Source organism: Nonomuraea sp. NPDC005501 (assembly GCF_040605905.1).
Lineage (GTDB): Bacteria > Actinomycetota > Actinomycetes > Streptosporangiales > Streptosporangiaceae > Nonomuraea.
This window is the reverse complement of sequence record NZ_JBEXDT010000061.1, coordinates 33,828-59,070: the sequence shown is the minus strand read 5'-3', so window position 1 is coordinate 59,070 and position 25,243 is coordinate 33,828. Positions and strand designations below refer to the sequence as shown.

Sequence of the window (25,243 nt, the reverse complement as noted above, 5' to 3'; positions counted from 1 at the left end):
CGTCTTCGAGCCGCCCTTGACCATGGTGACGACCGCGTCGCGGGTGCCGCCGTTGTCGATCTGCAGCGAGCTGCGGCCGTTCAGGGTGCTCCGGCCTCAGGTCACCGAGAGGGCTCCGTCGACGGCGAACACCGTGCCGCTGGCGTAGGCGGCCTCCGGGGAGGTGATCTGGACGATCCACCAGGCGATCTCCTCCGGCCGCCCGACCCGCCCGGCCGGGATCCGCCCGCGCATCCCCTCCAGGAACGCGGCGTAGTCCTCCTCGGACATCCCCGCCCGGACCCCGGCGGCCGTGTCCACGATCCCGGGGGCCAGGCCGACCACCCGGATCCCGCGCGGCCCCAGCTCGACGGCCCAGGACCGGGTCAGCACGTCCAGGCCCGCCTTCGTGGCCCCGTACACCGCGTTGTGCGGCCAGGAGCGCAGCCCGAGGGAGCCGGCCGAGCTGACGTTGACCACCACTCCCCCGGTGGCGGCGAGATCGTCGAGGACGGCCTGGGTGAGCATGACCGGCGCGACGAGGTTGACCGCGACCTGCGCCTCCACCTGGGCCCGGTCGAGGCCGCCCAGCGCGCCGAAGACGCCCGCGCCCGCGTTGTTGACCAGCACGTCGACGCGGCCGAAGCGCTGTCTGGCGGCCTCGGCCACGGCCTCGGGCGCGCCGCTGTCCGTCAGGTCGGCGCTGAACGGCTGCACGCGGTCGTGGCCCGCCGCGGTCTCCTTGAGCGCGCCGGCGTCGCGGCCGACGACGAGCACGTCCCAGCCCCGTTCGGCGTAGGCGTGCGCGGTGGCCCGCCCGATGCCCGACCCGCCTCCGGTGACGATCGCCGTCCCGCTCATCCGGCCTTCCCCTCCCTGTGCAGCAGCGTGAGCCGTTCCAGGACCGGAACGATGTCGTTGGGGCTCGGCGTGCCGACCACCTCGGCCCGCATCCGCGCCGCCGCGGCGGCGTAGGACGGGTCGTCGAGCAGCCCGAGGATCCGCTCGCGCAGCCGCTCGGGCGACAGCTTGTCCTGGTCCTCGATGTACGTGCCGGCCCCGCAGGCGGCCAGCCCCGTGGCCTTCTCCATGGAGTCCCACATCATGTCGGGGACGATGAGCTGCGGGACGCCGTGGGCGAGCGCCGTCATGAACGTGCCGGAGCCGCCGTGGTGCACGATCGCGTCGCACGACGGCAGCAGCGCGTTGAGCGGCACGAAGTCGACGGCCCGCACGTTCGCCGGCAGCGTGCCCAGCCGCTCGCGCAGGTCGGCGGGCAGCAGGGCGACCACCTCGACGTCCAGCCCGTCCACCGCGGCGAGCAGGTCGGCCGCGGCGACCGTGCCGCCGTCCTCGACCTCGCCCAGCGACACGCCCAGCGTCAGGCAGATCCGCCGCGGGTACGGCGGCGGCTCCCGCAGCCAGCCGGGCAGGACGGAGCGCCCGTTGTAGGGCACGTAGCGGACGCCCACGTAGTGCAGGTCGAGCGGGATGCGCAGGGAGGCCGGGGTCGGGTCGATGGTCCACTGGCCGAGCACCAGCTCCTCGTCGTGCTCGCGGACCCGCTCGCCGTGCCGGCCGAGCGTCCAGTCGAGCCACTCGGCCAGCGGGTCGTCCCTCAGCTCGGGCGGCCGCCGGTCGAGCATCTCGCGGAAGCGGATACGGTTGCGCCCCATCTGGTCGGGCCCGAACAGCAGCCGGGCGTGGGCGGCGCCGACGACCCGGGCCGCCACCGGCCCGGCCAGCGTCAGCGGGTCCCAGATCACCAGGTCCGGCCTCCAGTCACGGGCCAGCGCCACGAGGTCGTCCACCATCGGCTCGGCGCACACGTTCTGGAACACGAACGCCGTCATCGCGCTGAACATGCCGATGGCGTGCTCCCAGGGGAACGGGTCGTGGCGGGAGTTGCTCATGGCCAGCCCGCCGAGGTTGCGGTCGTCGGAGAAGCTGGAGGTGGCCTTCTGCGTCTCCGGCTCCAGCTCCAGCCACGGGCCGACGGAGACCGCGGGCAGGCCCGCGGCCGCGATGGTGTCGGCCAGGTCCGGCTGGCTGGCGACGACGACCTCGTGGCCGGCGGTGCGCAGCGCCGAGGCCACGGTGACCTGGGCGTAGAAGTGGGACGGCGCGGCGAACGTGGTGAACAGGACACGCATCGGCATCTCACCTTCGGACCTGGGCGGCGACGGACGGCGAGGAGAGGCTGTGCAGGCAGGCCACCAGGCTGCGGGCCTGCACGTTGAGGTAGTTGCTGTGCCGGAGCAGCTCGGCGAGCTGGTGCAGGGTCATCCACCGGTAGTCGGCGCCGTCCACCACGTCCACGTCCGCCTCGACCACGACGTACGTGTTGACGGCGTTGTAGAAGCGGCCGCCCTCCTCCGACAGCGCCACCGAGTACCTCACCAGCTCGGGCGGGGCGTTCAGCACGACGTCCAGGAACCGGGGGCGGGCCTCGGGCGGCAGCGCCCCCAGGTTGCCCGGGGTGCACTGCACGGTGGGCGCCAGCTCCATCACGTTGACGTAGCCGGGCTCGACGCGGGCGTGCACGAGGACGTGCAGCACCCCGTCGATCCGGCGGGCGACGAACGCCACGATGCCGTTGCCCGACGGCTCGATCATCGGCTGGCTCCACGAGGCGACCTCCCGCGAGCCGCCGGCCACGTCCACGCCGATCACCCGGAAGAACAGGCCGCTCTCGTGCGCGATGACCCCGTCCGCCCGGTGCCATCGGGGCACGCGCGTCAGGTGCGTGACCCGGGTGACCACCTCCGACTGCGCCCTGATGCCGGTGATCCAGCTGAGGATCTCCGGCATCGAGTGCAGGCTGCCCTCCACGGCGCTGCACGAGCGCACCAGCGCCTGGTGGAAGTCGTCCTCCGGGACGACGATCAGGGGATGGCTGTCCTGGCTGGTGAACGGCAGGCAGGACAGCACCGTGCGGGTGTCCATGTTGACCAGGTTCTCCACGCTCAGGAGCCGGTGCAGCTGCCCCAGGGTGAGCCAGATGAAGTTCTCGCCCACCGGGACGTCGCCGTCCACCTCGACGATCATGTTGCGGTTGCGCTTCTGGTAGAACCACGCGCCCTGCTCCGACTGGAGCACGTCGGCGAGCACCCCGTGCCGCGCGCTGTCGCGGAAGAACTCCAGGTACGGCACCGCCTTGCCGCGGTGCACCCGCTGGAAGTTGCTCTTCGTGGCCTGGACCGTGGGCGACAGTTGCAGCCCGTTGGCGTTGCCCGGCTCGAACTTGGCCTGCATCAGGCAGTGCAGCACCCCGTCGAACTCCTTGACCAGGATGCCGAGGATGCCGACCTCGGGCTGGACGATGATGGGCTGGCTCCAGCGCGGCACCGGGGCGCCCGGGATGTGCACGTCGATGCCGGTGACGCTGTAGAACTTGCCGCTGTCGTGGCCGAGGTCGCCCGTCTCCGGGTCGCGGGTCCATCCGGCCAGCTCGTCCAGGGGGACGCGCGTGACGCGGTGGGTGCTGCGCGCGGCCCGCTCGGTGTACCAGGACCAGAACGTCTCCAGCCCGTCGCCGGCCAGCATGGACCGGGCGATGCGGGCCGTCAGCCGCCCGTTGGGCCGGGACCGGATCGCGTAGGTGGGCGGGGCGCCGCTCATGCGGGGTCCAGCCCGTCCCGGCTCACCCGGCGGTGCCTGACCCGCCAGCCGCCGTCCGACCGGACCAGCCGGTCGGTGCACACGGTGCTGCGCCTCACCACGACGTCGCCGCCGTCGGGGATCTCCAGCACCAGGGCGTAACTGCGGGCCGTCAGTCCCTCCCCCTCGGGGGTCACGGTCAGCATCCCGATCCAGTGCCTGCGGACGATCTTCGCCGCGGCGAACTCGTCCGCGACCTTGCGGGCCGCCTTGGCGATCTCCCCGGAGCCGTGGACCGCGGTGCCGCCGACCTCGAAGACGCCGTCCTCGGTGAACGTGGCGGCCCACTCGTCGGTCGATCCCGCGTCCAGGAGCTGCATCTGGCGCGCGTAGAAGTGCTGCGCCTCGACGTACTGAGCCTCGTTCTGCTGTGCGTTCACAGCGTTCACCGCGTTCATCTCGGCCTGCCCTCCGCGAGTCGGTCGTGCGGCCTCACGATCCCGTCCGCGGCTGGAGGGGCGCCTGACAAGCGATAGTCCATCGCCGTTCCAGCGCGACTGCACGGAGCGTCGCCAAGCTGATCGCGGGCGGACCGCCGCCCCCCGGAAACAGCCGACGACGAAGAGGCGGGAAGATGACCCAGTTCAGTCTCGGCGAGCTGAAGCAGATCATGCGGCAGGTCGCGGGCGACGACGACACGATCGAGCTGGTCGACGGGTTCGAGACCAGGACCTTCGAGGATCTCGGCTACGACTCGCTGGCGCTCCTGGAGATCGTCCACCACGTGGAGCGCGCGTGCGGGCGCAAGCTGCCGGACAGCGAGCTCGGGGACATCACCACCCCCAAGGAGCTCGTGGAGTTCGTCGGCGAGCTGGGACGGGCGTGACGGCCCGGGAGCTGGCCGGCCGCACGGTGGTGGTCACCGGCGCCACCTCGGGGATCGGGCGCGCCGCCGCCGTCGGCTTCGCCCGGCGCGGGGCCCACGTGGTCGCCGTCGGGCGGGACCCGGCCAGGCTCAGGTCCGTCGTCAGCGAGCTGACCGAGGTCGGCCGGGTCCGGCCGTACGGGCTGGGGGCCGACTTCGCCCGGCTCGACGACGTCCGCGCGGCCGGCGAGGACCTGCGCGGCCGCTACGAGCACATCGACGTGCTGGCGAGCAACGCGGGCGGCATGTTCCGGACGCGCACGCTCACCGCCGACGGCTTCGAGAGCACGATCCAGGTCAACCACCTGTCCGGCTTCCTGCTGGCGCACCTGCTGCGCGACCGGCTGGCCGGCGGGCGGCTGATCGTCACCTCCTCCGACGCGTACACCACCGGCCGGCTGGACCCGGACGACCTCAACGCCGAGCGCGGCCGCTACGGCGCGGGCCGGGCGTACGGCGCGTCCAAGCAGGCCGGCATCCTGTTCGCCGCGGAGGCCGCCAGGCGCTGGCCCGACGTGCTCGCGGTCAGCTTCCATCCCGGCGAGGTCCGCACGCTCATCGGCCGGGGCACGATCGCGTCCTGGTACTTCCGCTTCAACCCGCTGCTGCGCACGCCCGACCGGGCCGCGGACACGCTTCTGTGGCTGGCCACGGCCCCCGCCGACGGGATCGCGCCCGGCGGCTACTACATGGACCGGCGGCCGCACCCGGTGAAGGGCCCGACGGCCGGCGCCGACCTCGCCGCGCGGCTCTGGGACGCCAGCGCCGCCGCCATCAGTGAAAGGGAATCATTGTGACCACATACGCTCCCGGCTCGCCGTCCTGGTTCGACCTGGGCTCGCCGGACGTGGCGGCCTCGGTGGCGTTCTACACCGGGCTGCTGGGCTGGACGGCGACCGAGATCAGCGAGCCCGAGGCGGGCGGCTACACGACCTTCCACCACGACGGCAAGCTGGTCGCGGCCGTGGCCTACCACCAGATCGACACCCCGTACCACCGCCCCTACGGCCCCGACCAGCAGCAGGGCATGCCGGCCATCTGGACCGTCTACTTCACCACCGACGACGCCGAGGCGCTGGACGAGCGGGTGCCGAAGGCCGCCGGGGAGACCATCATGACGCCGATGGAGGTCATGGGACTGGGCCGGATGGCCGTCTACGCCGACCCGGCGGGCGCCGCGTTCGCCGTGTGGGAGCCGATGGCGATGCAGGGGGCCGACGTGATGGGGCGGCCCGGCTCGGTGCGCTGGGTGGAGCTGGTCACCACGGACGCGGAGGGCGCCGCGTCGTTCTACCGCGACACGCTCGGCCTGACCACCGCCCCCGGCGCGGGCGGCACGGTCTGGCAGGTGGAGGGCAGGACCGTGGGCGGCGTGCGGAAGCTGGGCGAGACCGGGGCGGTCCGGCCGTACTGGGCGGTCACGTTCGGCGTCGCCGACTGCGACGAGACGGCGCGGCGGGCCGTCGAGCTGGGCGGCTCCGTGGAGAACCCGCCCTCCGACACGCCGCTGGGACGCCGGGCCGACCTGCTCGACCCGCACGGCGCCGGGTTCTCGGTGCTGTCATGAGCGCCGAGCCCGTGGTCGAGGTCAATCCGTTCGAGTGCCCGATGCAGTCGATGCGCGAGAAGCCGCAGGTGCACGACCAGCTGCGGGCCGGCGGCCCGCTGGTGCGGGCGCAGGCGCCCGCGGGCGGCCCGGTGTGGGTGGTCACGGACTACACGCTGGCCAAGTCGGTGCTGGCCGACCCCCGGTTCGTCAAGGATCCGGGGCTGGCGCCGGAGGCGTGGCACGGGATCGAGGACGGGCTCGACAGCCCCGCCCCCGAGTACCGGCCGTTCACCCTGATCGCGGTGGACGGCGAGGACCACCGGCGGCTGCGCCGCGTGCACGCCCCCGCCTTCAACCCGCGCCGGCTGGCCGCCTCGGCGGACCGCGTCACGACGATCGCCCGCAACCTGTTCACCGACCTGGCCGACGCCTCCGATGCCTCGGGTACGCCGGCCGAGCTGATCGACGGGTTCGCCTACAACTTCCCCCTGCTGGTCATCTCAGACCTGCTGGGCGTGCCGGTGACCGACCCGGCCATGGCCAGGAAGGCCGTCGGCGCGATGAAGGCGCTCGCGCTGGGCACCGCGAGCGACGCCGAGTACGACACCTCGGCCCTGGAGGACCTGCTGTCCCAGGCGGTCGGCTCGGCGATCGAGGGCACGGCCGACACGATGACCAGGGTCCTGTACGAGCGGGCCGTGGCGGAGTTCGGCGAGGTGCCGCCCGACAAGCTCATCTACATGATCATGGGGCTGATCTTCGCGGGGCACGACACGACCGGGTCCTTCCTCGGGTTCCTGCTCGCCGAGACCCTGGCCGGGCACCTCGCCCCCGACGCCGACCCGGGGACCTTCGTGGAGGAGATGCTGCGCGAGCACCCGCCCGTGCCGTACACGCTGTGGCGCTTCGCCGCGCAGGAGGTGGTGCTCGGCGGGACGCTGCTGCCTCCGGGCGCGCCGGTCCTGATCGACATCGAGGGCATCAACGCCGACCGGGCGGACCCGGCGAGCCGGCGGCTGACGTTCGGCGACGGCGCCCACTACTGCATCGGCGAGCAGCTGGCGCAGCTGGAGTCTCGGGTCATGATCAGCGTCCTGCGGGAGGACTTCCCCGGCGCGCGGCTCGCGGTGCCGTTCGAGGACCTGCGCTGGGGGCGGAAGGGATCGCAGACCGCCCGGCTCACCGAGCTGCCCGCCTGGTTACGGCCGCGCTGAAATATGCGGTCAGGATGTGACCGGGTTCTCCTCTAGCGTGAACAGGAGGCCATTTCACCAGAGGCGGGGACCTGTATGCAGCCGAAGTACATCACCATTCACGGGGCGCGGGAGAACAACCTCAAGGACATCTCGGTCGAGGTGCCCAAACATGAGATAACCGTTTTCACCGGCGTGTCTGGTTCAGGAAAATCGTCGCTGGTGTTCGACACCATCGCGGCCGAATCCCAGCGTCAGCTCAACGAGACGTTCACCGCGTTCGTCCGCAACCGGCTGCCCAAGTACGGGCAGCCGGACGCGGACACCATCGAGGGCCTGTCCACCGCGATCATCATCAACCAGAAGCGGATCGGCGGGAACTCCCGCTCCACGGTCGGCACCATCACCGACCTGTACGCGCTGCTCCGGCTGCTGTTCTCCCGCGCGGGCGAGCCCTACGTGGGCTACTCCAACTCCTTCTCCTTCAACGACCCCGCCGGCATGTGCATGGACTGCGAGGGGCTGGGCAGGCGCGTCCAGCTCGACCTCGACAAGCTCCTCGACAGGTCCCGCTCGCTCGGCGAGGGCGCCATCGACCATCCGGCGTTCGCGGTCGGCGGCTGGTTCTGGAAGCTGTACGCCAATTCCGGCCTCTTCGACGTCGACAAGAAACTCCGCGACTACACCGACAAAGAATGGGACGCCCTGCTCCACGGCGCCGAGGGGTCCGTCCCGCTCGAATGGCAGGGCGGGCAGATCAATTCCAAGTACGAGGGCCTCGTCCCCAAGTTCGACCGGCTCTACATCCGCAAGAGCCCCGAGGAGATGAGCGCCAAGAACCGCGCCGCGCTCGAACGCGTGGTGTCGGTGTCGCCCTGCCGCACCTGCGACGGCCGGCGGCTCAACAAGGAGGTGCTGAGCTGCCGGATCAACGGCCGCAACATCGCCGAGTTCTCCGCGCTGGAGATCGGCGACCTGATGGAGGCCGTCAGGGAGATCAGCTCCACCCGGGTGACGACGCTGCGCGACAACCTGCTCGAACGGCTCGGCCACATGGTGGACCTCGGGCTCGACTACCTCACCCTCAGCCGCGAGACCTCGACCCTGTCCGGCGGCGAGTCCCAGCGGATCAAGATGATCCGCCACCTCAACAGCTCCCTGGTCGAGGTCGCCTACATCTTCGACGAGCCGACGATCGGCCTGCACCCGCACGACGTCAACAAGCTCACCACCCTCATGCGGCAGCTCCGCGACAAGGGCAACACCGTGCTGGTGGTCGAGCACGACCGCGACGTCATCGAGATCGCCGACCACGTCATCGACCTCGGCCCCAAGGCGGGCCGCCACGGCGGCGAGATCGTCTACCAGGGGGACATCGAGGGACTCCACCGGGCGGACACGCTCACCGGCGCCTGCATGCGCAAGCAGCTCCCGATCAAGGAGGAGTTCCGCCGGCCCACCGGGCACCTGGCCGTGAAGAACGCCTCGCTGCACAACCTCAAGGACATCACCGTCGAGATCCCCACCGGCGTGCTCACCGTCGTCACCGGCGTCGCCGGCTCCGGCAAGAGCACGCTGATCCACAAGGTCTTCCGCGATCAGCACCCCTCGGCGGTCATGATCGACCAGTCGGCCGTGACCACCAACCGGCGCTCCAACCCGGCGACCTACACCGGCATCATGGACGAGATCCGGCGGCTGTTCGCCAAGGCCAACCGGGTCAGCGCCTCCCTGTTCAGCTTCAACTCCTCCGGCGCCTGCCCGGCCTGCCAGGGCGAGGGCGTCATCTACACCGACCTGGCGTTCATGGACCCCATGATCACCCTGTGCGAGGTGTGCTCCGGCAAGCGGTTCACCGAGGAGGTCCTGCGCCACAAGCTGCGCGGGCGCGACATCAGCGAGGTGCTGGCGCTCAGCGCGGCCGAGGCGGCCGACTTCTTCCGGGAGCCGCGGATCGCCGAGACGCTCCGGTCGATCGTGGACGTCGGGCTCGGCTACCTCCAGCTCGGCCAGCCGCTCAACACGCTGTCGGGCGGCGAGTGCCAGCGCATCAAGCTGGCCACGGAGCTGGGCAAGAAGGGCACCGTCTACGTCATGGACGAGCCGACCACCGGCCTGCACATGTCAGACATCGACAGCCTCATGGCCGTCATCGACCACCTCGTGGACACCGGCAACACCGTCATCGTCATCGAGCACAACCTCGACGTCGTGAAGAAGGCCGACTGGATCATCGACCTGGGCCCGCGCGGGGGCAGCGCCGGCGGGGAGGTCATGTTCGAGGGGACGCCGCTCGGGCTGCTGGAGGCCCGGAACTCGCTGACCGCCGAGTGCCTGCGCGCGTCACTGAACGGCGGCCGCCCGGCCTGAGCGCCGGTACAGGATCAGCAGGACGACGCTGATCAGCGGCTGCAGCGTGTCCGTCGGGATGGTCCAGACATTGTTCGGCGCCGTGTTGCCGTGGGCGGCCCACTGCATGACGTGGCCGATGGCGTCACCCCAGTAGAGGACGGCCATGGCGATCACGGCGGCGGTCATGAACGACCCCCGGTTCCAGATGCTCAGGAACCCGATGAGCCCGACGGCGATGTCGGCCCACCCCACCTCCCACTGGAAGGGGCTGTGCGCCCACCCGATGCTGGCGGCGACCTGCGGCGCGTAGGGGCCGATGTGCCCGAGCCCGCCGATCATGGACAGCACGCCGCCGCCGGCCACGAACCACAGCAGCCACAGCTCGATCACGCGGGGCCGGGTGCGCCGCCCGGGGGCCCGGTCGAGCAGCGTGTGAACCAGCGCGCCGACCACCAGGCCCAGGAACGTGACGACGAAGAACCCCATACCAGCACCCTACGAACACCGCTGGCCAGGGACGTCGCACCGGGCCAGGCGTGTCGGGGAGCGCGGTCGCCGGGGAAGGCGTGACGCCGGTGCCCCCGCCGGTCCGGACCCCGGGCTAGGAATCCAGCCGCGCGTGGACGTACAGGAAGCCGTACTGGGAGCGCAGCAGCCGGTCCGGCACGGGGCCGGGCAGCCACGGGCACAGACCGCTGGCGAGCATCCCGCTGTCGTAGGTGTCGACGTGCCACCCGTGCGGGCTCAGCCAGCGGTACGGATCGACGGGCCCGTTGAACGCGCCGAGGGTCCGCATGTAGGCGACGAACCGGTCGCCGTAGCCGGCGGTGTAGTAGCCGGGCCCCGTCACGTCGGCCACCAGCACGGAGCCCGGCGCCGACAGGGCCGAGACGTCGCAGGCCAGCCGCTCGAGAGCCGTGTCGCCGAAGAAGTAGGTCAGCCCCTCGGCCAGCCAGAGGGTGGCCACCCCGGGGTCGAACCCGGCCTCCAGCAGGTGGCCGCACCACGGCCGGGACAGGTCGGCGGTGACCAGCCGGTGATGGCGGTGCGCGCGGGCGCCGGCGGCGGCCAGCATGCGCACCTTGGCGCGCTGCCGCCGGGGATCGCCGTCCACCTCGAACAGCACGAGGTCGGCGGGCAGGTAACAGCGCCACGCACGGGTGTCGCACCCGGCACCGAGCACGACCACCTGGCGCACCCCGCGCGCCACGGCCCCGGCCATCACCTCGTCGCCGAGCCGCCCCCGGATGGCCACGGCGCCCCGGGTCATGCCGATCAGGTCGAGGGCCCGTGTCCTCCTCTGGACGGTGTCGTCGACGAAGAGGTGCGCGTACGGATCGGCGACCATCGGCTCGGGCAGCGCGCACTCCTGAGCCCTGACGGCGGCCGCGACGTCACCGGACTGGACGACGTCGAGGTCGAGCCGGAGCGCGAGGTCCAGGTCCGGGTCGAGAACGGCGGGGGCGTCGGGCACGCGGGCTCCTACGGAGAGGGCTCGGACACTCACCGTACTGTAGCAAACACTTTACGTTGCCCATACCCAGTGTGATGAGACGGGCACGCTAAGCGTTCCGGCCCACGGCCGTCGCCTTCACATCGCGGTGGACGGGTGCGGGGCCGGCTGGTGGCGCGGATCGGCGAGGTCGTGGGCGGAGCGGGCCAGCCAGACCATCCCCAGGGCGCCGCCGATCACCGCGGCGGCGTCCAAGAGGGTGGCCGGGCCGAAGGGCAGCAGGCCGATCAGTGGGGCAGCCAGCGCCAGGACCACAGAGACGATGCCGTACCGGACCGTGGCGGGCTGCCAGCGGCCGTCCCGCCGCTGTGCCCGCAGGACCAGCACGGTCCAGATCAGAGCGGCCAGGCCGCAGATCACGGGCAGCAGGCCCGGCACGGGAACGTCCAGGACATCAAGGAGCGCGGCGGCGGCGGTACCTCCGTACCCCACCACGCCCACGGCCCGCACGCGATCGGCATGCGCCAGGTTGCGTGCCAGCACCGGGTGGAACCGCAGCACGAGCACCGACATCACCACGGTGTCGAGCACCGCCGCCCACCAGGGCCAGGACGACATGAGCGGGAAGAGCAGCCAGGAGGCCGCCGCTGCGTACAGCGTCACCCGCAGCCGGCGCGTGTCCCGGTCCAGCTCGGGCGGTGGACCGGCCAGCGGCCCGCGCAGGCCCTGCCACAGCGCCCAGGCCACCGCCATGCCGGCCGGCACCAGGGCGAGCACGTTCGGCCACGTCGCCGCGACGCCCTCGCCCGCCTCCACGGACAGGGTGACCCGCGACAACACGCCGAGGTCACCGGCGGTCAACGCGATCACGGTGGCGACCGCCAGCACGACGAGGTACCCGCCCGCGACCAGCAGGGCGGGAGTGCTCAACAGGTGACGACGGGGCATGCGGCACGTCCTGGGGGGTGGGGGGACCGAACGCACCACCCTAGAGGACCGCCTCCACAAAGTCGATCAAGCATTCCGGCGGCCACCGGGCCCGTCACGGTCCCTTCACGCCATTGTCCGGCGGGTCCGCGTCGCCGGAAGCGTGACCCACTCCCACCGGGAGCACGTCGAAGTGCACCACCACATGCCCCAGCGACGGGTCCGGCTCACCCGGGGAGCCCTCCAGCCGCCGGTCCGCCATGACGCGGTACCGATCCAGGACCTCCATGACCTCGTCGCGCATCTCCACCGTCTCCTCCCGCGTCAGCCGGAGCGATCGGCGGGCCAGGCCGCTGGCCTGCACCCATTCCTCGGGGGTGGTCGCCTCTTCGTCGCGCCAGCGCGTCAGCTCCTCGCCACGCTGCCGGATGAGGTCGTCCAGCAGGAACTCGAGCGCGCTCGCCGTCTCCGGGTCGTCCTCGGGCGAAGTGCCGTACGAGAAGCCGCCCGGCACGATCCGCCAGTACTTCTCCTTGCCCTTCCCCAGCTCCGGGACCGTCTCGATCATGCCGTGCCGGGCCAGCTCCCTGAGGTGGTAGCTGGTGGCGCCGGTGTTCAGCCCGAGGAGCGCGGCCAGACGGGTGGCGGTGGAGGGGCCGTGCTCGTCGAGCAGCTCGTACAGGCGCAGGCGCAGGGGATGGGCGAACGACTTCAGCGCCTTGGCGTCGAGGGTCCGCGCGGAGAAGCTCTTGCTTTGCACAGCTGTGCACACCTATCTTTGCAAAGAAACCTATGCACACTTTCCCTTACACACTACCGGAGGCCCCCATGCCGCGTCTCGGGCGCGCGTTCACGTTCCTGTGGTCCTCGACGGCGTCGTCCAACCTGGCGGACGGCGTGCTGAAGGTGGGGGCGCCGCTGCTGGCGGTCTCGCTGACCCGGTCGCCGACGCAGGTCTCGCTCGTGGGGGCCGCCGTCACGCTGCCCTGGTTGCTGTTCGCGCTGCACGCCGGGGCGATCGCCGACCGTACGGACCGGCGGCGCGTCATGGTGCTCGCCAACGTCGCCCGCGCCGCGGTGCTGGCGGCGGGCGGGGCGCTGGCCGTGTCCGGCCTGCTGAACCTGTGGCTCATGCTGGGGCTTCTGCTGGTCGCCGGGGTGTCGGAGGTCTTCGCGGACACCTCCGCCCAGACGATCCTGCCGATGACGGTGCCCCAGGACCGGCTCACGGCCGCCAACGGCCGCGTGGTGAGCGCGCAGATGATCGGCAACGACTTCCTGGGCGCGCCGCTGGCCGGCGTCCTGGTGACGCTCGTACCGGCGGCCGTCTTCGGCGCCCCGGCGGCGCTGTACGGCGCGGCGGGGCTGCTGCTGCTGGGCATGCGCGGCCGCTACTCCCCGGTCGCGGCCGCCTCCGGCACCACCGGGGAGGCGCGGCGCCAGGGCGGTGTGGGGCGGGACATCGCGGAGGCCCTGCGCTACCTCTGGGGGCACCGCTTCCTGCGAACCCTGGCCGTCTCCGCCGGCCTGATGAACACCGCCAGCGCCGCCTACTTCGGCGTCCTCGTGCTGTGGCTCGTCGGCGAAGGGTCGCGGGTGGGGCTGACCCCGCAGGGCTACGGCCTCATGATGACCGCGCTGGCCGCCGGGTCCGTGGCCGGGTCGCTGGTGGCCGAGCGGCTGACCCGCCTGCTGGGCGAGGGCCGGACCCTGCTGACCATGTGGCTGGTCTCCGCCCTGCTGTACCTGGTGCCCGTGCTGGTGCCCGTCGGGTGGCTGCTGTACCCGGTCGCCGTCGTGTGGGGCGTCACCGGCGGCGCCGCGAACGTGCTCGTGGTGTCCACCCGGCAGCGGCTCATCCCGGCCGCCCTGCTCGGCCGCGTCAACTCGGCGTACCGGTTGGTCGGGATGGGCGGGATGCCCGTGGGGGCCGCGCTCGGCGGGCTCCTGGGGGAGATCGCGGGGCTGCCTGCGGTGTTCCTGGGGTCCGCGGGCGTCTGCCTGGTCGGCGTCGGGCTCGTGTGGCGTGTCGCGCGTGAACCATTTTCCATGCCGCTGACCAGCGATCATTCAGTTCACCGCACATCCGCCTAGCTTTCGGCACACTATGACCTGTGGTGAGATGACATGATTACCTCGGGCAACGAGGGGATGGCATGCGGGAGATCGGCGGACGGTACCTCCTGACCGAGGAGGCCGGTCGTGGCGGTATGGGAGTCGTCTGGCGGGCGTTCGACCAGCTACTCCATCGTGAGGTCGCGCTCAAGGAGCTGACGCTGACCGGCGAGGCCGAGATGGTGCGCCGTCGTGTCCTCCGGGAGGCCAGGATGGCCGCCCGCCTCACGCACCCGAACATCATCACGGTCCACGACCTCATCGAAGAGGGCGGCAAGCTCTGGATCGTCATGGAGTACCTCGACGGGCTCTCCCTCCACCAGCTGCTCTCACAGGTGGGCACGCTGCCCGCCCAGTCCGTGGCCGCGATCGGGCAGCACCTGCTCGCCGCGTTACGCACCGCCCACCAGGCCGGGGTGCTGCACCGCGACGTGAAGCCGGCCAACGTCATGCTGACGGGCGACCGCGTGGTGCTGACCGACTTCGGCATCGCCACGGCCGAGGGCGACATCCGGATGACGACCTCCCGCAGGCTGCGGGGCACTCCGGCGTTCATGGCGCCCGAGAGGCTGCACGGCGGGCCGGCCAGCAAGGAGGCCGACATGTGGTCGTTCGGCGCCACGCTCTACAGCGCCGTGGAGGGGCAGCCGCCCTACCCGGGCCAGGACGCGGCGACGGTGCTCGGCATGGCCCGCAGCGGCGGCTACCCGCCGCCGCGCCGCGCCGGGGTGCTGCGGCCGCTCATCGAGGGGCTGCTGCACCCGGACCCGGTGCGCCGCTTCACGCCGGAGCAGACCGCGGGGCTGCTGGCGGGCATGCGCGCCAGCAGCTACCAGGCCGCGATCTAGCGCCCCCCGGTACGGCCGGCTAGTCCTGGTCCTGCTTGGCGCGGGCCTCCGCCTCGGCGGCGTCCATGGCGGCGGCCTCCTCCGGCGTCGGCGCCGTGCCGCCCAGATGGGCGGGCTGCCACCACACGCCCTGCGGGATCTCCGGGTAGGTGCGCTGCGCCCGGTCCACCAGAGCCGTCAGCCGGCCGTGCAGGTCGGTCGTGTGCGCGTTGACGTCCTCCCCGCGCTTGGGGTGCATCGGCTCCCCCACGATGATCGTGATGGGCACGTGCCGCTGCGTCAGCGCCTTGGGCCGGCCCTTGGTCCACAGCCGCTGGCTGCCCCACAGCGCCACCGGGATGAGCGGCACGTTCGTGGCCTGGGCCATGCGGATGGCCCCGTTCTTGATCTCCTTGACCGTGAACGACCGGCTGATCGTGGCCTCGGCGAAGACGCCGACCACCTCGCCCGCCTTGAGCTTGCGCAGCGCGGTCGCGTACGAGCCGGCCCCGGCGCCCCGGTCGACGGGGATGTGGTGCATGCCGCGCATCAGCGGCCCCGAGATCCGGTGCTCGAACACGTCCTGCTTGGCCATGAAGCGCACCAGCCGCCTGGACGGCACCGCGGCGAACCCCGCGAAGATGAAGTCGAGGTAGCTGATGTGGTTGCTCACCAGCACCGCTCCCCCGGTGCGCGGCACGTGCTCGGTCCCTTCGAGATGGAAGCGGTAGTCGAGCACGCGAAAGAGGGTCCGCGCGGCGGCGATCACCGGCGGGTACACGATCTCAGCCATGTGCCGAAGGTAGCCTAGGTTCCCCCGTGATGGGCAGCCGGACCGTGTGCTCCGCACCACCCCACGACGCTTGCCGGGGGGTGAAAACGGGCACATCTCGACACCATGAAGAAGCTCATCAACTCCGCCGGGTCGCTGGTCGACGACGCCCTGGCCGGGATGGCCGCGGCGCACCCGGGACTGCGCGTGCGCGACCACGTGGTCTGCCGCGCCGAGGGCCCGCGCGCGGGCAAGGTCGGGCTGGTCTCCGGCGGCGGTTCGGGGCACGAGCCGCTGCACGCCGGTTTCGTCGGGTACGGCATGCTCGACGCGGCATGCCCGGGCGAGGTGTTCACCTCCCCCGTGCCCGACCAGATCATCGAGGCGACCCGGGCGGCCGACGGCGGCGCGGGCGTGCTCCACATCGTCAAGAACTACACCGGCGACGTGCTGAACTTCGAGATGGCCGCCGAGCTGTGCGAGGACATCGAGGTCACCGGCGTGCTCGTCGAGGACGACGTGGCCGTCCAGGACTCGCTCTACACCGCCGGGCGGCGCGGCACGGGCGCGACGCTGTTCGTGGAGAAGATCGCCGGGGCGCTGGCCGAGGAGGGCGCGCCGCTGGCCGACGTGGCGCGCGTGGCGGAGGAGGTCGGGCGGCGCAGCCGCTCGTTCGGCATCGCGCTCACCTCATGCACGACGCCCGCGGCCGGCAGGCCGACGTTCGACCTGCCGGCGGACGAGGTCGAGCTCGGCATCGGCATCCACGGCGAGCCGGGCCGCAGCCGGGTGCCGCTCGCGCCGGCCAGGGAGCTGGCGGCCGTGGCGATGGACGCCGTCCACGGTGACCTGCCGCTGGAGGGCGACCTGCTCGTCATGGTGAACGGCATGGGCGGGACGCCGCTGCTGGAGCTGTACGTGGTGTTCGCGGAGGTGGAGGCGTACGCGCGGGGCAAGGGGGCCCGGGTGGCGCGATCGCTGGTCGGCAACTACGTGACGAGTCTGGACATGCAGGGCTTCTCGGTCACCGTGTGCCGGCTGGACGACGAGCTGACGCGGCTGTGGGACGCCCCGGTCGAGACGCCGGCCCTGCGCTGGGGCCGCTGAATGAGCGCCGGGGCGGGCACGGGGCTGGACACCGCGTTCTTCGTGGCCTGGCTGGAGGAGACGGCCGGCGAGATCGCCCGGAACCGGGAGCGGCTGACCGAGCTGGACGCCGCCATCGGCGACGCCGACCACGGCACCAACCTCGACCGCGGCTTCACCGAGGTCCTCCGGGCGCTGCGGGAGTCGCCGCCCGACTCGCCCGCGCAGGCGCTCATGACGGCCGGCTCGACGCTGATCCGCCGCGTCGGCGGCGCCTCCGGCCCCCTGTACGGCTCGGCGCTCCGGCAGATCGGCAAGGCCCTGGCGGACCCGGTGACGCCGGCCGGGTTCGCCGAGGCGTTCGGGACGGGCGTCATGGCGGTGGAGCGGCTGGGCAAGGCGGCCGAGGGCGACAAGACGATGATCGACGCGCTGGGTCCCGCGGCCCGCGCGCTGTCGGAGGCCGTACGGGACGCGGTGGAGACGCCGGAGGCGCTGGCGCGGGCGGCGGCCGCCGCGGCGGAGGGGGCGCGGGCGACGGTGCCGATGACGGCACGCAAGGGACGGGCGAGCTACCTCGGCGAGCGCAGCGTCGGGCACGAGGACCCGGGCGCGGCGTCGTCGGCACTGATCATGGGCGCGCTGGCCGCCGTGGCGGCGAGACGGGAGGGCGCGTGATGGTCGGGCTGGTTCTGGTCGCGCACAGCGCCGGGCTGGCGGAGGAGACGGCCGCGCTGGCACGCGGCATCGCCGGGGCCTCGACGCCCGTGGCGGCGGCGGGCGGCACCGAGGACGGCGGCCTGGGCACCAGCGTGGACCTGGTGGAGCGGGCGATGCGCGCCGCCGACCAGGGCGACGGTCTGGTGCTGATCGCCGACCTGGGCAGCTCGGTGCTCACAGCGCGCCTGGTGGAGGAGCCGGGCCGGGCGGTGCTGGCCGACGTGCCGTTCGTGGAGGGCGCGATCGCGGCGGCGGTGGCCGCGAGCGCCGGCCTGCCGCTGGACGCGGTGCTGGAGGCGGCCGAGGAGGCCCGCGGCTTCAGGAAGCTGCGCTGAGGGCGGCCGGGCGCGCTAATGGCCCTTGAACGCCTCCTCCAGCCACCACGAAGCCCGATCCCGGGTCACCCGGGCGTGGACCAGCAGAGGGCGCTCCCGGGCCCCCTCCAGCCATCGTGCGACGCCTGACAGGTCCGCCCGCCCGGTCACCGTGACGGCCTCGAACCCGTACCCCCTGCCGATCGCCGCCAGGTCGGCCGGCGGGAAGGTCACCAGGTCGAGCGGGTAGCCGTGCGGCCCGAAGTGGTGCACCTCCGCCCCGTACGCCTCGTCGTCGTACACCACGACCACCATGGGCAGCCCGAGCCGCACGACGGTCTCCAGCTCGGCCGCGCTCATCAGCGCGCCGCCGTCGCCGAGGGCGGCGACGGTCAGCCGGTCGGGCCGGGCGACGGCAGCCCCGATGGCGGTGGCGAGCCCGAGCCCGACCGACTGGAACGCCTGCGTGAAGCAGAAGGCCCGCTCGTCGGGCACATCCAGGAACATCGACGGGTAGCCCATGAAGTTGCCCGAGTCGACGGCCACGGTCCGCTCGGCGGGCAGCAGGTCGTCCAGGGCGATGGTCAGCGTGCGCGGGTCGATCCGGCCGCCGCCGCCCTCGTCGGTGTACGGCACGTCGCGCCAGCGGCCCTGGGCGGCGATGCGCCGGGCCAGCTCCGGCGAACGGTACCCGTACCCCTCGTCGTCGCCTTCCCCGGACAAGGCGACTCCCCCGGAGAAGGCGACTTGTCCGGAGACGGCGACTTCCCCGGAGACGGTGGCGGCGGCGATCACGGCGCGGGCCGTGGCGGCCGTGTCGCCGGTCAGGCCGAGCCGTACGGGCCGGTGCAGGCCGATGGCGGCGTCGTCGAGGTCCACCTGCACGAGCACCGTGTCCGGGCCGATGAGAGTGCCGTGGCGGGTGGTCCACATGTTCAGCGCGCAGCCCCAGCCGACGACGAGGTCGGCGCCGCGGATCAGCTCGGCGGCCAGCGGCGTGGCGAACCCGCCGCTCACGTCCAGCTCCCAGGGGTTGCCGCGGAACAGGCCGCGCGCGACCGCGGAGGTGGCCAGCAGCGCGCCGGTGAGGCCGGCCAGCTCCTCCAGCTCGCGCCGGGCGTGCCGGGCGCCGCGGCCGGCGACGAACACCGGCCGCCGCGCCGCCGCGAGCAGCCCGGCCAGCTCCTCGACGTCACCGGCGCCCGGCACGGCGTGCGGCAGGAGCGGGACGGACGCGGCGGCCCGCCCGGCGGAGACGATCTGGTCGAGGAACTCCCCCAGCGGCCCCCGCCACGGCACGACGTCCGTCTGCGCGCCGAGCGGCAGGTTGAGCAGGACGGTGCGCCGGTCCTCCCGGGCGGCGCGGAAGGCGTTGACGGTCTGCTCGACGGCGTCGGTGCCGGAGGAGACCCGCATCGGCACGGCGCCGACGGCCCGGACCAGGGCGTCCTGGTCGATGTGGAAGTTGGAACGGGCGTCCGTGGCCTCGCCCGCCAGCACGACCAGCGGGGTGCGGCTCTTGGCGGCCTCGGCGACGCCCGTCATGGCGTTGGTCAGGCCCGGCCCCTGATGGACCGACAGGATCCCGACCTTGCCGCTGGTGCGGGCGTAGGCGTCGGCGGCCGTCGCCGCGCCGCCCTCGTGCCGCGCGGCGACGAAGCGGGCGCCGTGCTCCACGAGGGCGTTGGTGACGTGGAAGTTGCCGCTCCCGACGACGCCGAAGACGGCCTCGGCGCCCAGCGAGGCGAGCGTCCGCCCCACCGCCTCGGCGACGATCACCCCGCCTGCCCCGCCCGCTCGTCCTGTCCCGCCCGCTCGTCCTGTCCCGCCTCGTGCTCGACGAGGGCGAGGACGCGGACCGGGCTGCCCGAGCCGCCGACGATGGGCAGCGGCGGGGCGATCACCACGGCGCCGGTGACCGGCAGCCGGTCGAGGTTGCGGAGCTGGGTCAGGCCGTACTTGCCGGCGCCCAGCAGGAACGCGTGGCACGGGAACGCCGGGTCGAAGGAGTGCGCCGCGCCCGCGTCCGTGCCGACGGTCTCGACGCCCAGCCCGAGGATGGGCGTCTCCTCGGCGAGCCAGCGCGCGCACTCCACCGAGATGCCCGGCGTGTGCGGCCCGGTCTCGTCGGCGTTGAGGAACGCGCCCTGCTCGCCCGACCGCGCGTCCCAGCCGGTGCGGTAGAGCAGCCAGCCGCCGTCGGGCAGCGGCCCGTTGGCCCGCTCCCACTCCTTGACGTGGCCGATCTGGAGCAGGAAGTCGGCGTCCTTGCCCGCCTCGGCGGAGAGGTCCAGCACGACCGCCGGGGCGAGCAGGCTGCGCGGCGGCACCTGGGAGACGTCCTGGCCGTCGCGGGCGGTCACCCAGTGGATCGGCGCGTCGAAGTGCGTGCCGGAGTGCTCGCCGGTGTGGATGTCGTTCCAGTACCAGGCCGGGCCGCGGTCGTCGTAGCGGCTGATCTCCTCCAGCCGGAACGGGATCGTGTTGCCGAACGGCTCCGGCAACCGGAGGATCGGCGTGTCCTCGGACAGGGGCGCGGTCAGGTCGACGACCTCGATCCTCCCGTCGCGCACGCTCTCCATGAGACTCCGCAGCACCGGCATGTCGTCCTCCTCGAGGTGGCCTGGCTGCATCCTCCTACGCGGGCCACGCCCGGGTCGAGCAGCCAGGGCCGGTCGGGTCCGGAGCGCTACCTGCCGCGGCAGGCGGTGCGCTTGGCGGTGAGGTCCAGGTCCTTGAGCAGGGAGTTGAAGTTCTGGGCGTTCGACCGGGCGCAGAACTTGCTCGTGGCCAGGTCGTACTCGACCTGGAAGACGGCCTTGCCGGCCTTGACGAACTGGTCGTAGCCGTGGTCACCGCCGTTCTGGGCGGTGGTGCACTCGCTGTTGGACCAGCACTCCTCGTTCACCGCGAAGTCGAAGTACGGCAGGAGCTGCGGGATCTGCTCGATGTCGTTCTTGAGCGCGACCGACATGCCGCGCTTGTGCGTCTCGTTGGCGAACCAGGTGTTGTAGGCGAGCTGGTCGGAGGCCTTGAGCGGGAAGCCGGTGTCGCTCTCGAAGCCGTCGACGAGGTCGGGCTCGACCGCGTCGAACCCGGCCGCCTTGCACATGTCCAGGCGGGCCTTCATGATGTCGCCGAGCGGGCCGTCGTACTGGCGGATGTCGAGCCAGCGCTCGCCCTTCCAGCCGTCGACCTCCTTGCCCAGAATGGACGCGGGGAACTTCGCGGCGTCGGGACGCCAGTCCTCCCGCGAGCCGGCGCTGATGTAGCAGACCACGCCCCGGCCGGGCTTGTCGGCCTTGAGCTCCTTGACGATGGCGCCGCTCTTGGCCTCGAAACCGTCGATGTCGTACATCTGCACGTCGAGGAAGGGCTTGGTCGGCAGGGAGGAGAGCTGCCACTGCCAGCTCGTCTCGACGGCGGGCTTCCAGCAGCCGGCGCACGCCACGGGCGCGGGCAGCGAGGCGGCCGGGGACGTCGCCTTGGAGGTGGCGGTCGGCTTCGGCGTCGCCGTCCGGGTCACGGTCGGCTTCGGCGTCGCCGTCCGGCTCGGCCTGGGAGCCGCCGTCCGGGTGGGCTGCGGGGTGCGGGCGGCCTTGACGGCCGCCGGCCCGGGGGTCTGGCCGGTCGCGGCCTGAGCTATGCCACCGGTGAGGCCGGTGGTGGCGAGAGCACCGGCCAGAGCGGCCGTTACGAAGATCGAATTCTTGCGCATGGCGAGTAAGGCTCGTGGGTTCCCACGGGGGCTGCAACCATTTTGATCAAAGACCGACATCAGGCGGGGGTCCAGTCGGCGCAGCCACCGGTCTGGAAGGCTTTGTCGGTCGGGGCGATGACGACGGTGGCCGGGCCGCGCGGCATGTCGGCCGCGATGACCTCGGAGGGCTGCGCCACGGTGCTGCGCAGCCGCGCCCAGTAACACATGGGCTGCCCCTCGGCGGGGCCCGCCGTCCTGTACGTGCCGGGCTGGATGTCCACGCCCACGACGAGCGTGCGCCCCGCGCCGACCGCCCCCGGGCTCATGGCGCCCGCCTCCGGAGTGCCATCCGCCCGGGGCGTCTCCCGGGCCTGCCCGGGAGACTCCAGGACGGTCGTGGGCGGCGTCTCCGACGGCTCCTCGAACCGCACCGTCATGCGCGGCGCCGGCTCGGCCGCCGTCCCCGTCGCGCCGAACCCCGCCAGGAACCCGATGACGAACCCCACCAACCCGGTCAGGCCCGACACCAGCAGGATGACCACCGGACTGCTCGACGCCCGTGGATGGTCGCCCGGGTGATCAGGTCCGTACATCACCGGACAAGCGTCCCACCCGTGTCAACGGGCGGGAGCTCCGTCACCGGTGAAGGTAGTCGACCAGCGACGCCTTCTCGGTCTCCAGCTCCTCGATGGAGCTCTTGACCACGTCGCCGATGCTCACGATGCCCGCGAGCCGCCCCTCGTCGAGGACGGGCGCGTGCCGGAACCGGTGGGTCGTCATCGTCCTGCGCAGCTCGTCGACGTTGTCGCCCAGGCCGACGGTCCGCACCTCCGACGTCATGATCGCGGACACGGGGCGTTCCAGGATGTCGGCGCCCAGGTCGTGCAGGTGACGCACCACGTCCCGTTCGGACACGATCCCGGTGATCGTCACGCCGTCGGAGGAGACCACCACGGCTCCGATGTTGTACTCGGCCAGCGCCGCCAGCAGCTCGCGCACCGTCGCATCAGGCGGCACGGTGGTCACCTTGTTGCCCTTGTTGCGCAGGATCGTCCTGATGAGCATCTGCACCACCTCGGCTCTCAAGTTACCCGTCGCTCGCGGCGGCCAATCGCCCGGACGGGATGTCTTACCAGGCAAGCAACCCGGTGGGGAGACCGTCAAGGGTTGTCGTAGGCTGCGTGCCGTACCAGAGGCCCTCCCCGCCGGGGGGCCGCCCGCACCAGCCGTCAGGACCCGCGCCGATGACCGAACAGCTCAACACCGGAAGCCACGACCTGCCCGTCACAGAGGAGCTGGCGGCGTTCATGCGGACGGGGTGGGCCGACACCCGGCGCGCCGATGTCGAGCCGCTGCCGGTGGCGCCCTGGGCCGCCAAGCGCCGCGCCGCGCTGGCGGCCCGGTTCCCCGGCGAGCGGCTGGTCGTGCCGTCCGGGACGTTGAAGACGCGCAGCAACGACAGCGACCACCGGTTCCGCCCGCACAGCGCGTACGCGTATCTGACGGGCGCGGGCGAGCCGGACGACGTGCTCGTCGTCGAGCCGTCCGGCGAGGCCACCCTGTACGTGCGGCCGCGTTCGCCGCGCGAGGAGGGCGAGGAGTTCTACCGCGACCGGCGCTACGGCGAGTTCTGGGTGGGACGGCGGCCGGACCTGGCGGAGGCGGCGCTGCTGTACCAGGTGGAGTGCGCGCACATGAGAGACCTCGTCCTCAGCGGGCCGGCCAGGGTGCTGCGCGGTGTGGACCCCCGGGTGGACGGGCTGGTGCCGCCCGGCGAGGGCGACGCGGAGCTGGAGTCGTTCCTGGCGGAGATGCGGCTGGTCAAGGACGAGTGGGAGGTCGGCGAGCTGCAGTCGGCCGTCGACGCCACGGCGCGCGGCTTCGAGGACGTGGTGCGCGCCCTGCCGGCGGCGCTCGGGCACCCGCGCGGGGAGCGCTACCTGGAGGGCGTGTTCGGGCTGCGGTCGCGGCTGGAGGGCAACGCCGTCGGCTACGAGAGCATCGTCGCCTCCGGCGCGCACGCCTGCGTGCTCCACTGGATCCGCAACGACGGGCGGCTGCGCGACGGCGACCTGCTGCTGCTCGACGCGGGCGTCGAGACGGACTCGCTGTACACGGCCGACGTCACGCGGACGCTGCCGCTGTCGGGCCGCTTCGGCGCGGTGCAGCGGCAGGTGTACGACCTGGTGTACGAGGCGCAGGAGGCCGGGATCGCGGCGCTGCGGCCCGGGGCCCGCTTCCGCGACTTCCACCTGGCCGCGATGCGGGTCGTCTGCGAGGGGCTGCGGGAGTGGGGACTGCTGAAGGACCCGTGGACGCGCTCATGGAGTCGGGCCTGTACCGGCGGTACACGCTGTGCAGCAGCGGTCACATGCTGGGCCTGGACGTCCACGACTGCGCGCGGGCGCGGGCCGCGACGTACCTGGACGGGGTGCTGGAGGAGGGACAGGTCCTGACCGTCGAGCCGGGCCTGTACCTGCAGCCGGACGACCTCACGCTGCCGGAGGAGTTCCGGGGGCTCGGAGTCCGCATCGAGGACGACCTGGTGATCACGGCGGACGGCGCCCGTCTCATGTCCGGCGCCCTGCCCCGCCGGTCGGACGAGGTCGAGACCTGGATGGCCGCGCTGCTGCGGTGACGCCGGTTCTCCGGCCCTCGGGCGGGCGGCGCCGCGGCCCACCGGACCGGAGTCACGTCCCGGCGTCGAGCAGCGGGTCGGTGACGCCGCCCGGGCAGGCCAGGCGGCCGATGTCCCAGCCGGCCCGTCGTGCTCCGGCCTGGTACGCGCTCTCGTAGAAGTCGAGGACGGCGGCGCGTGGATCGGCCTCGGAGCGGGCGGCGGCGTACGGGAGCACGGCCAGGTGGCCGCCCCGCTGCTCGATCCACCGCGCGGCGCCGGGACGCAGGGGCTCCTCGACGAGGCCGGCGGGTTCCGGAGCGGTGTAGGAGTAGAAGGCGGCCTCGGGAAAGGCGTCGTCACCGAACCAGAAGCCGGAGCTGATCACCTCACGGGAGTACGCCTCCCGGGTCACGGGGTCGGCCTCCGGCGGCTGCTCGATCAGCCGGTCGGAGAAGCGGGTGCAGGCGATGTCGAAGGTGTGCCAGAAGTGGTGCACCGGGCTGATCTTGCCCGAGTAGCCCGCGGCGAACTCCTCCAGCAGGAGGTTCACCTGGCTGAGGACCTGCCAGTAGCGGGTGACCATGGCGGGGTCGTAGGCGGCGTGCTCGGTGTCGTCGGCGAACGGCCGGTCGGCGTCGGGCAGGTCGAACGGGTGCGGCACGGGCAGGTCCACCCGCACGTCCAGGGCCGCGAGCGCGCCCATGGTCTCGTGGTAGAACGACGCCACCGACTGGCCGTACAGGGGGAACGACACCGTCCGGCCGTCCAGGGTGGTGACGATCAGCCGGTGGGCGACGAAGTCGAAGTCGATCGTGAAGATCGGGTTGCCGTCGGACTGCCCCATCGGCCGGGTGGTGAGCCCCCGCCCGGTGAGGTGGAACGGCGCGTTCCACCAGTGGTTGCGCCGGACTCCGCACGCGAGCCTGACCTTGCCCACCACCTGGCAGAACCGATGCACCGTCGCTTTGGTGTCCTGCCACTCGGCCAGCGGCATCGCCGGAAACAGCTCCATGACGCCACCGTTCCCCGCGGCCCCACGTCGAATACCCCCTGACGAGGAAAGCCCGCGCCTGCCTACGACGCCTCGTCACGTACGAGGTCACGCACGAGG

General features: G+C 72.5%; 25 protein-coding genes and 1 pseudogene. 11 read left to right on the top strand and 15 right to left on the bottom strand.

Annotated features, from left to right (window positions below):
* Window positions 1-96 precede the first annotated feature (96 nt).
* Genes ABZS51_RS26805 through ABZS51_RS26790 form a run of 4 tightly spaced genes read right to left on the bottom strand, consistent with a single transcriptional unit; the run spans window position 97 to window position 4,028 of the window.
* Window positions 97-840, bottom strand: coding sequence for an SDR family oxidoreductase (locus ABZS51_RS26805; RefSeq protein ID WP_310711888.1), 744 nt, complete (start codon window positions 838-840; stop codon window positions 97-99).
* Window positions 837-2,132: an activator-dependent family glycosyltransferase gene (locus ABZS51_RS26800; RefSeq protein ID WP_355446292.1), complete on the bottom strand. Its 1,296-nt coding sequence runs from the start codon at window positions 2,130-2,132 to the stop codon at window positions 837-839. Before ABZS51_RS26800 ends, ABZS51_RS26805 begins: the two co-directional genes overlap by 4 nt.
* A 7-nt stretch (window positions 2,133-2,139) precedes the next feature.
* Window positions 2,140-3,600 (bottom strand): NDP-hexose 2,3-dehydratase family protein, encoded by a 1,461-nt coding sequence (locus ABZS51_RS26795; RefSeq protein ID WP_355446289.1) that lies wholly within the window; start codon window positions 3,598-3,600, stop codon window positions 2,140-2,142.
* Window positions 3,597-4,028 carry a nuclear transport factor 2 family protein gene (locus tag ABZS51_RS26790; RefSeq protein ID WP_355446287.1) on the bottom strand — a complete coding sequence of 144 codons (432 nt, stop codon included), beginning with the start codon at window positions 4,026-4,028 and terminating at the stop codon, window positions 3,597-3,599. Before ABZS51_RS26790 ends, ABZS51_RS26795 begins: the two co-directional genes overlap by 4 nt.
* Before the next feature lie 185 nt (window positions 4,029-4,213).
* Between ABZS51_RS26790 and ABZS51_RS26785 the strand changes: the two genes are divergently transcribed.
* The 5 genes from ABZS51_RS26785 (at window position 4,214) to ABZS51_RS26765 (ending at window position 9,616) form a co-directional block, all read left to right on the top strand.
* A complete protein-coding gene (locus ABZS51_RS26785; RefSeq protein WP_310711892.1) occupies window positions 4,214-4,465 on the top strand; it encodes an acyl carrier protein in 252 nt (83 codons plus the stop codon).
* Window positions 4,462-5,301 (top strand): SDR family NAD(P)-dependent oxidoreductase, encoded by an 840-nt coding sequence (locus ABZS51_RS26780; protein ID WP_355446284.1) that lies wholly within the window; start codon window positions 4,462-4,464, stop codon window positions 5,299-5,301. The genes ABZS51_RS26785 and ABZS51_RS26780 overlap by 4 nt, the downstream gene beginning before the upstream one ends.
* On the top strand, window positions 5,298-6,071 hold the full coding sequence (locus tag ABZS51_RS26775; protein ID WP_355446281.1) for a VOC family protein: 774 nt from the start codon (window positions 5,298-5,300) through the stop codon (window positions 6,069-6,071). Before ABZS51_RS26780 ends, ABZS51_RS26775 begins: the two co-directional genes overlap by 4 nt.
* Entirely contained in the window at window positions 6,068-7,267 is a 1,200-nt protein-coding gene (locus ABZS51_RS26770) for a cytochrome P450 (RefSeq protein WP_310711897.1), read from the top strand. The genes ABZS51_RS26775 and ABZS51_RS26770 overlap by 4 nt, the downstream gene beginning before the upstream one ends.
* A gap of 201 nt (window positions 7,268-7,468) precedes the next feature.
* Window positions 7,469-9,616, top strand: a complete 2,148-nt coding sequence (locus ABZS51_RS26765; protein WP_355446278.1) for an excinuclease ABC subunit UvrA — start codon at window positions 7,469-7,471, stop codon at window positions 9,614-9,616.
* On the opposite strand, the gene ABZS51_RS26760 is transcribed toward ABZS51_RS26765, so the two are convergent.
* The 4 genes from ABZS51_RS26760 to ABZS51_RS26745 form a co-directional block, all read right to left on the bottom strand.
* Window positions 9,590-10,084: a DUF6790 family protein gene (locus ABZS51_RS26760; RefSeq protein ID WP_355446275.1), complete on the bottom strand. Its 495-nt coding sequence runs from the start codon at window positions 10,082-10,084 to the stop codon at window positions 9,590-9,592. The genes ABZS51_RS26765 and ABZS51_RS26760 overlap by 27 nt on opposite strands.
* A gap of 115 nt (window positions 10,085-10,199) precedes the next feature.
* Complete coding sequence (locus ABZS51_RS26755; protein WP_355446272.1) at window positions 10,200-11,072, bottom strand: SAM-dependent methyltransferase; 873 nt, start codon at window positions 11,070-11,072, stop codon at window positions 10,200-10,202.
* A 117-nt stretch (window positions 11,073-11,189) separates the two neighbouring features.
* Window positions 11,190-11,999 (bottom strand): hypothetical protein, encoded by an 810-nt coding sequence (locus tag ABZS51_RS26750; RefSeq protein ID WP_355446269.1) that lies wholly within the window; start codon window positions 11,997-11,999, stop codon window positions 11,190-11,192.
* A gap of 94 nt (window positions 12,000-12,093) precedes the next feature.
* Window positions 12,094-12,738, bottom strand: a complete 645-nt coding sequence (locus ABZS51_RS26745) for a helix-turn-helix domain-containing protein (protein WP_355446266.1) — start codon at window positions 12,736-12,738, stop codon at window positions 12,094-12,096.
* 68 nt (window positions 12,739-12,806) lie between these two features.
* On the opposite strand from ABZS51_RS26745, the gene ABZS51_RS26740 reads away from it, so the two are divergent.
* Complete coding sequence (locus ABZS51_RS26740) at window positions 12,807-14,072, top strand: MFS transporter (protein ID WP_355446263.1); 1,266 nt, start codon at window positions 12,807-12,809, stop codon at window positions 14,070-14,072.
* A 62-nt stretch (window positions 14,073-14,134) separates the two neighbouring features.
* Window positions 14,135-14,941, top strand: coding sequence for a serine/threonine-protein kinase (locus ABZS51_RS26735; RefSeq protein WP_175599181.1), 807 nt, complete (start codon window positions 14,135-14,137; stop codon window positions 14,939-14,941).
* 19 nt (window positions 14,942-14,960) lie between these two features.
* Here ABZS51_RS26735 and ABZS51_RS26730 read toward each other — a convergent pair whose 3' ends face one another.
* A complete protein-coding gene (locus ABZS51_RS26730) occupies window positions 14,961-15,713 on the bottom strand; it encodes a lysophospholipid acyltransferase family protein (RefSeq protein WP_310711905.1) in 753 nt (250 codons plus the stop codon).
* Between the two features lie 105 nt (window positions 15,714-15,818).
* Between ABZS51_RS26730 and dhaK the strand changes: the two genes are divergently transcribed.
* From dhaK to ABZS51_RS26715, 3 genes are read left to right on the top strand one after another with little or no spacing between them, the layout of a single operon-like run.
* Entirely contained in the window at window positions 15,819-16,799 is a 981-nt protein-coding gene (gene dhaK / locus ABZS51_RS26725; RefSeq protein WP_355446259.1) for a dihydroxyacetone kinase subunit DhaK, read from the top strand.
* Window positions 16,800-17,456: a dihydroxyacetone kinase subunit DhaL gene (gene dhaL / locus ABZS51_RS26720; protein ID WP_355446256.1), complete on the top strand. Its 657-nt coding sequence runs from the start codon at window positions 16,800-16,802 to the stop codon at window positions 17,454-17,456. It abuts the gene before it with no gap.
* Window positions 17,456-17,833, top strand: coding sequence for a phosphoenolpyruvate--protein phosphotransferase (locus tag ABZS51_RS26715; protein WP_355446298.1), 378 nt, complete (start codon window positions 17,456-17,458; stop codon window positions 17,831-17,833). The genes dhaL and ABZS51_RS26715 overlap by 1 nt, the downstream gene beginning before the upstream one ends.
* 15 nt (window positions 17,834-17,848) lie before the next feature.
* Here the strand turns inward: ABZS51_RS26715 and ABZS51_RS26710 are convergent, their stop codons facing one another.
* The 5 genes from ABZS51_RS26710 to ABZS51_RS26690 form a co-directional block, all read right to left on the bottom strand.
* Window positions 17,849-19,591 (bottom strand): thiamine pyrophosphate-binding protein, encoded by a 1,743-nt coding sequence (locus ABZS51_RS26710; RefSeq protein ID WP_355446253.1) that lies wholly within the window; start codon window positions 19,589-19,591, stop codon window positions 17,849-17,851.
* Window positions 19,588-20,415 carry a cyclase family protein gene (locus ABZS51_RS26705; RefSeq protein ID WP_355446250.1) on the bottom strand — a complete coding sequence of 276 codons (828 nt, stop codon included), beginning with the start codon at window positions 20,413-20,415 and terminating at the stop codon, window positions 19,588-19,590. Before ABZS51_RS26705 ends, ABZS51_RS26710 begins: the two co-directional genes overlap by 4 nt.
* Before the next feature lie 86 nt (window positions 20,416-20,501).
* Window positions 20,502-21,530: an endo alpha-1,4 polygalactosaminidase gene (locus tag ABZS51_RS26700; protein WP_355446247.1), complete on the bottom strand. Its 1,029-nt coding sequence runs from the start codon at window positions 21,528-21,530 to the stop codon at window positions 20,502-20,504.
* 59 nt (window positions 21,531-21,589) lie between these two features.
* Window positions 21,590-22,108: a hypothetical protein gene (locus tag ABZS51_RS26695; RefSeq protein ID WP_355446244.1), complete on the bottom strand. Its 519-nt coding sequence runs from the start codon at window positions 22,106-22,108 to the stop codon at window positions 21,590-21,592.
* 40 nt (window positions 22,109-22,148) lie between these two features.
* The gene (locus tag ABZS51_RS26690) at window positions 22,149-22,577 is read right to left on the bottom strand and encodes a CBS domain-containing protein (protein WP_310711912.1); all 429 of its coding nucleotides are present in this window, start codon (window positions 22,575-22,577) and stop codon (window positions 22,149-22,151) included.
* A 179-nt stretch (window positions 22,578-22,756) separates the two neighbouring features.
* On the opposite strand from ABZS51_RS26690, the pseudogene ABZS51_RS26685 reads away from it, so the two are divergent.
* A pseudogene (locus ABZS51_RS26685) lies at window positions 22,757-24,150 on the top strand (aminopeptidase P family protein).
* 52 nt (window positions 24,151-24,202) lie between these two features.
* Here the strand turns inward: ABZS51_RS26685 and ABZS51_RS26680 are convergent.
* Entirely contained in the window at window positions 24,203-25,144 is a 942-nt protein-coding gene (locus ABZS51_RS26680) for a DUF5996 family protein (RefSeq protein ID WP_355446241.1), read from the bottom strand.
* Window positions 25,145-25,243: the final 99 nt, after the last annotated feature.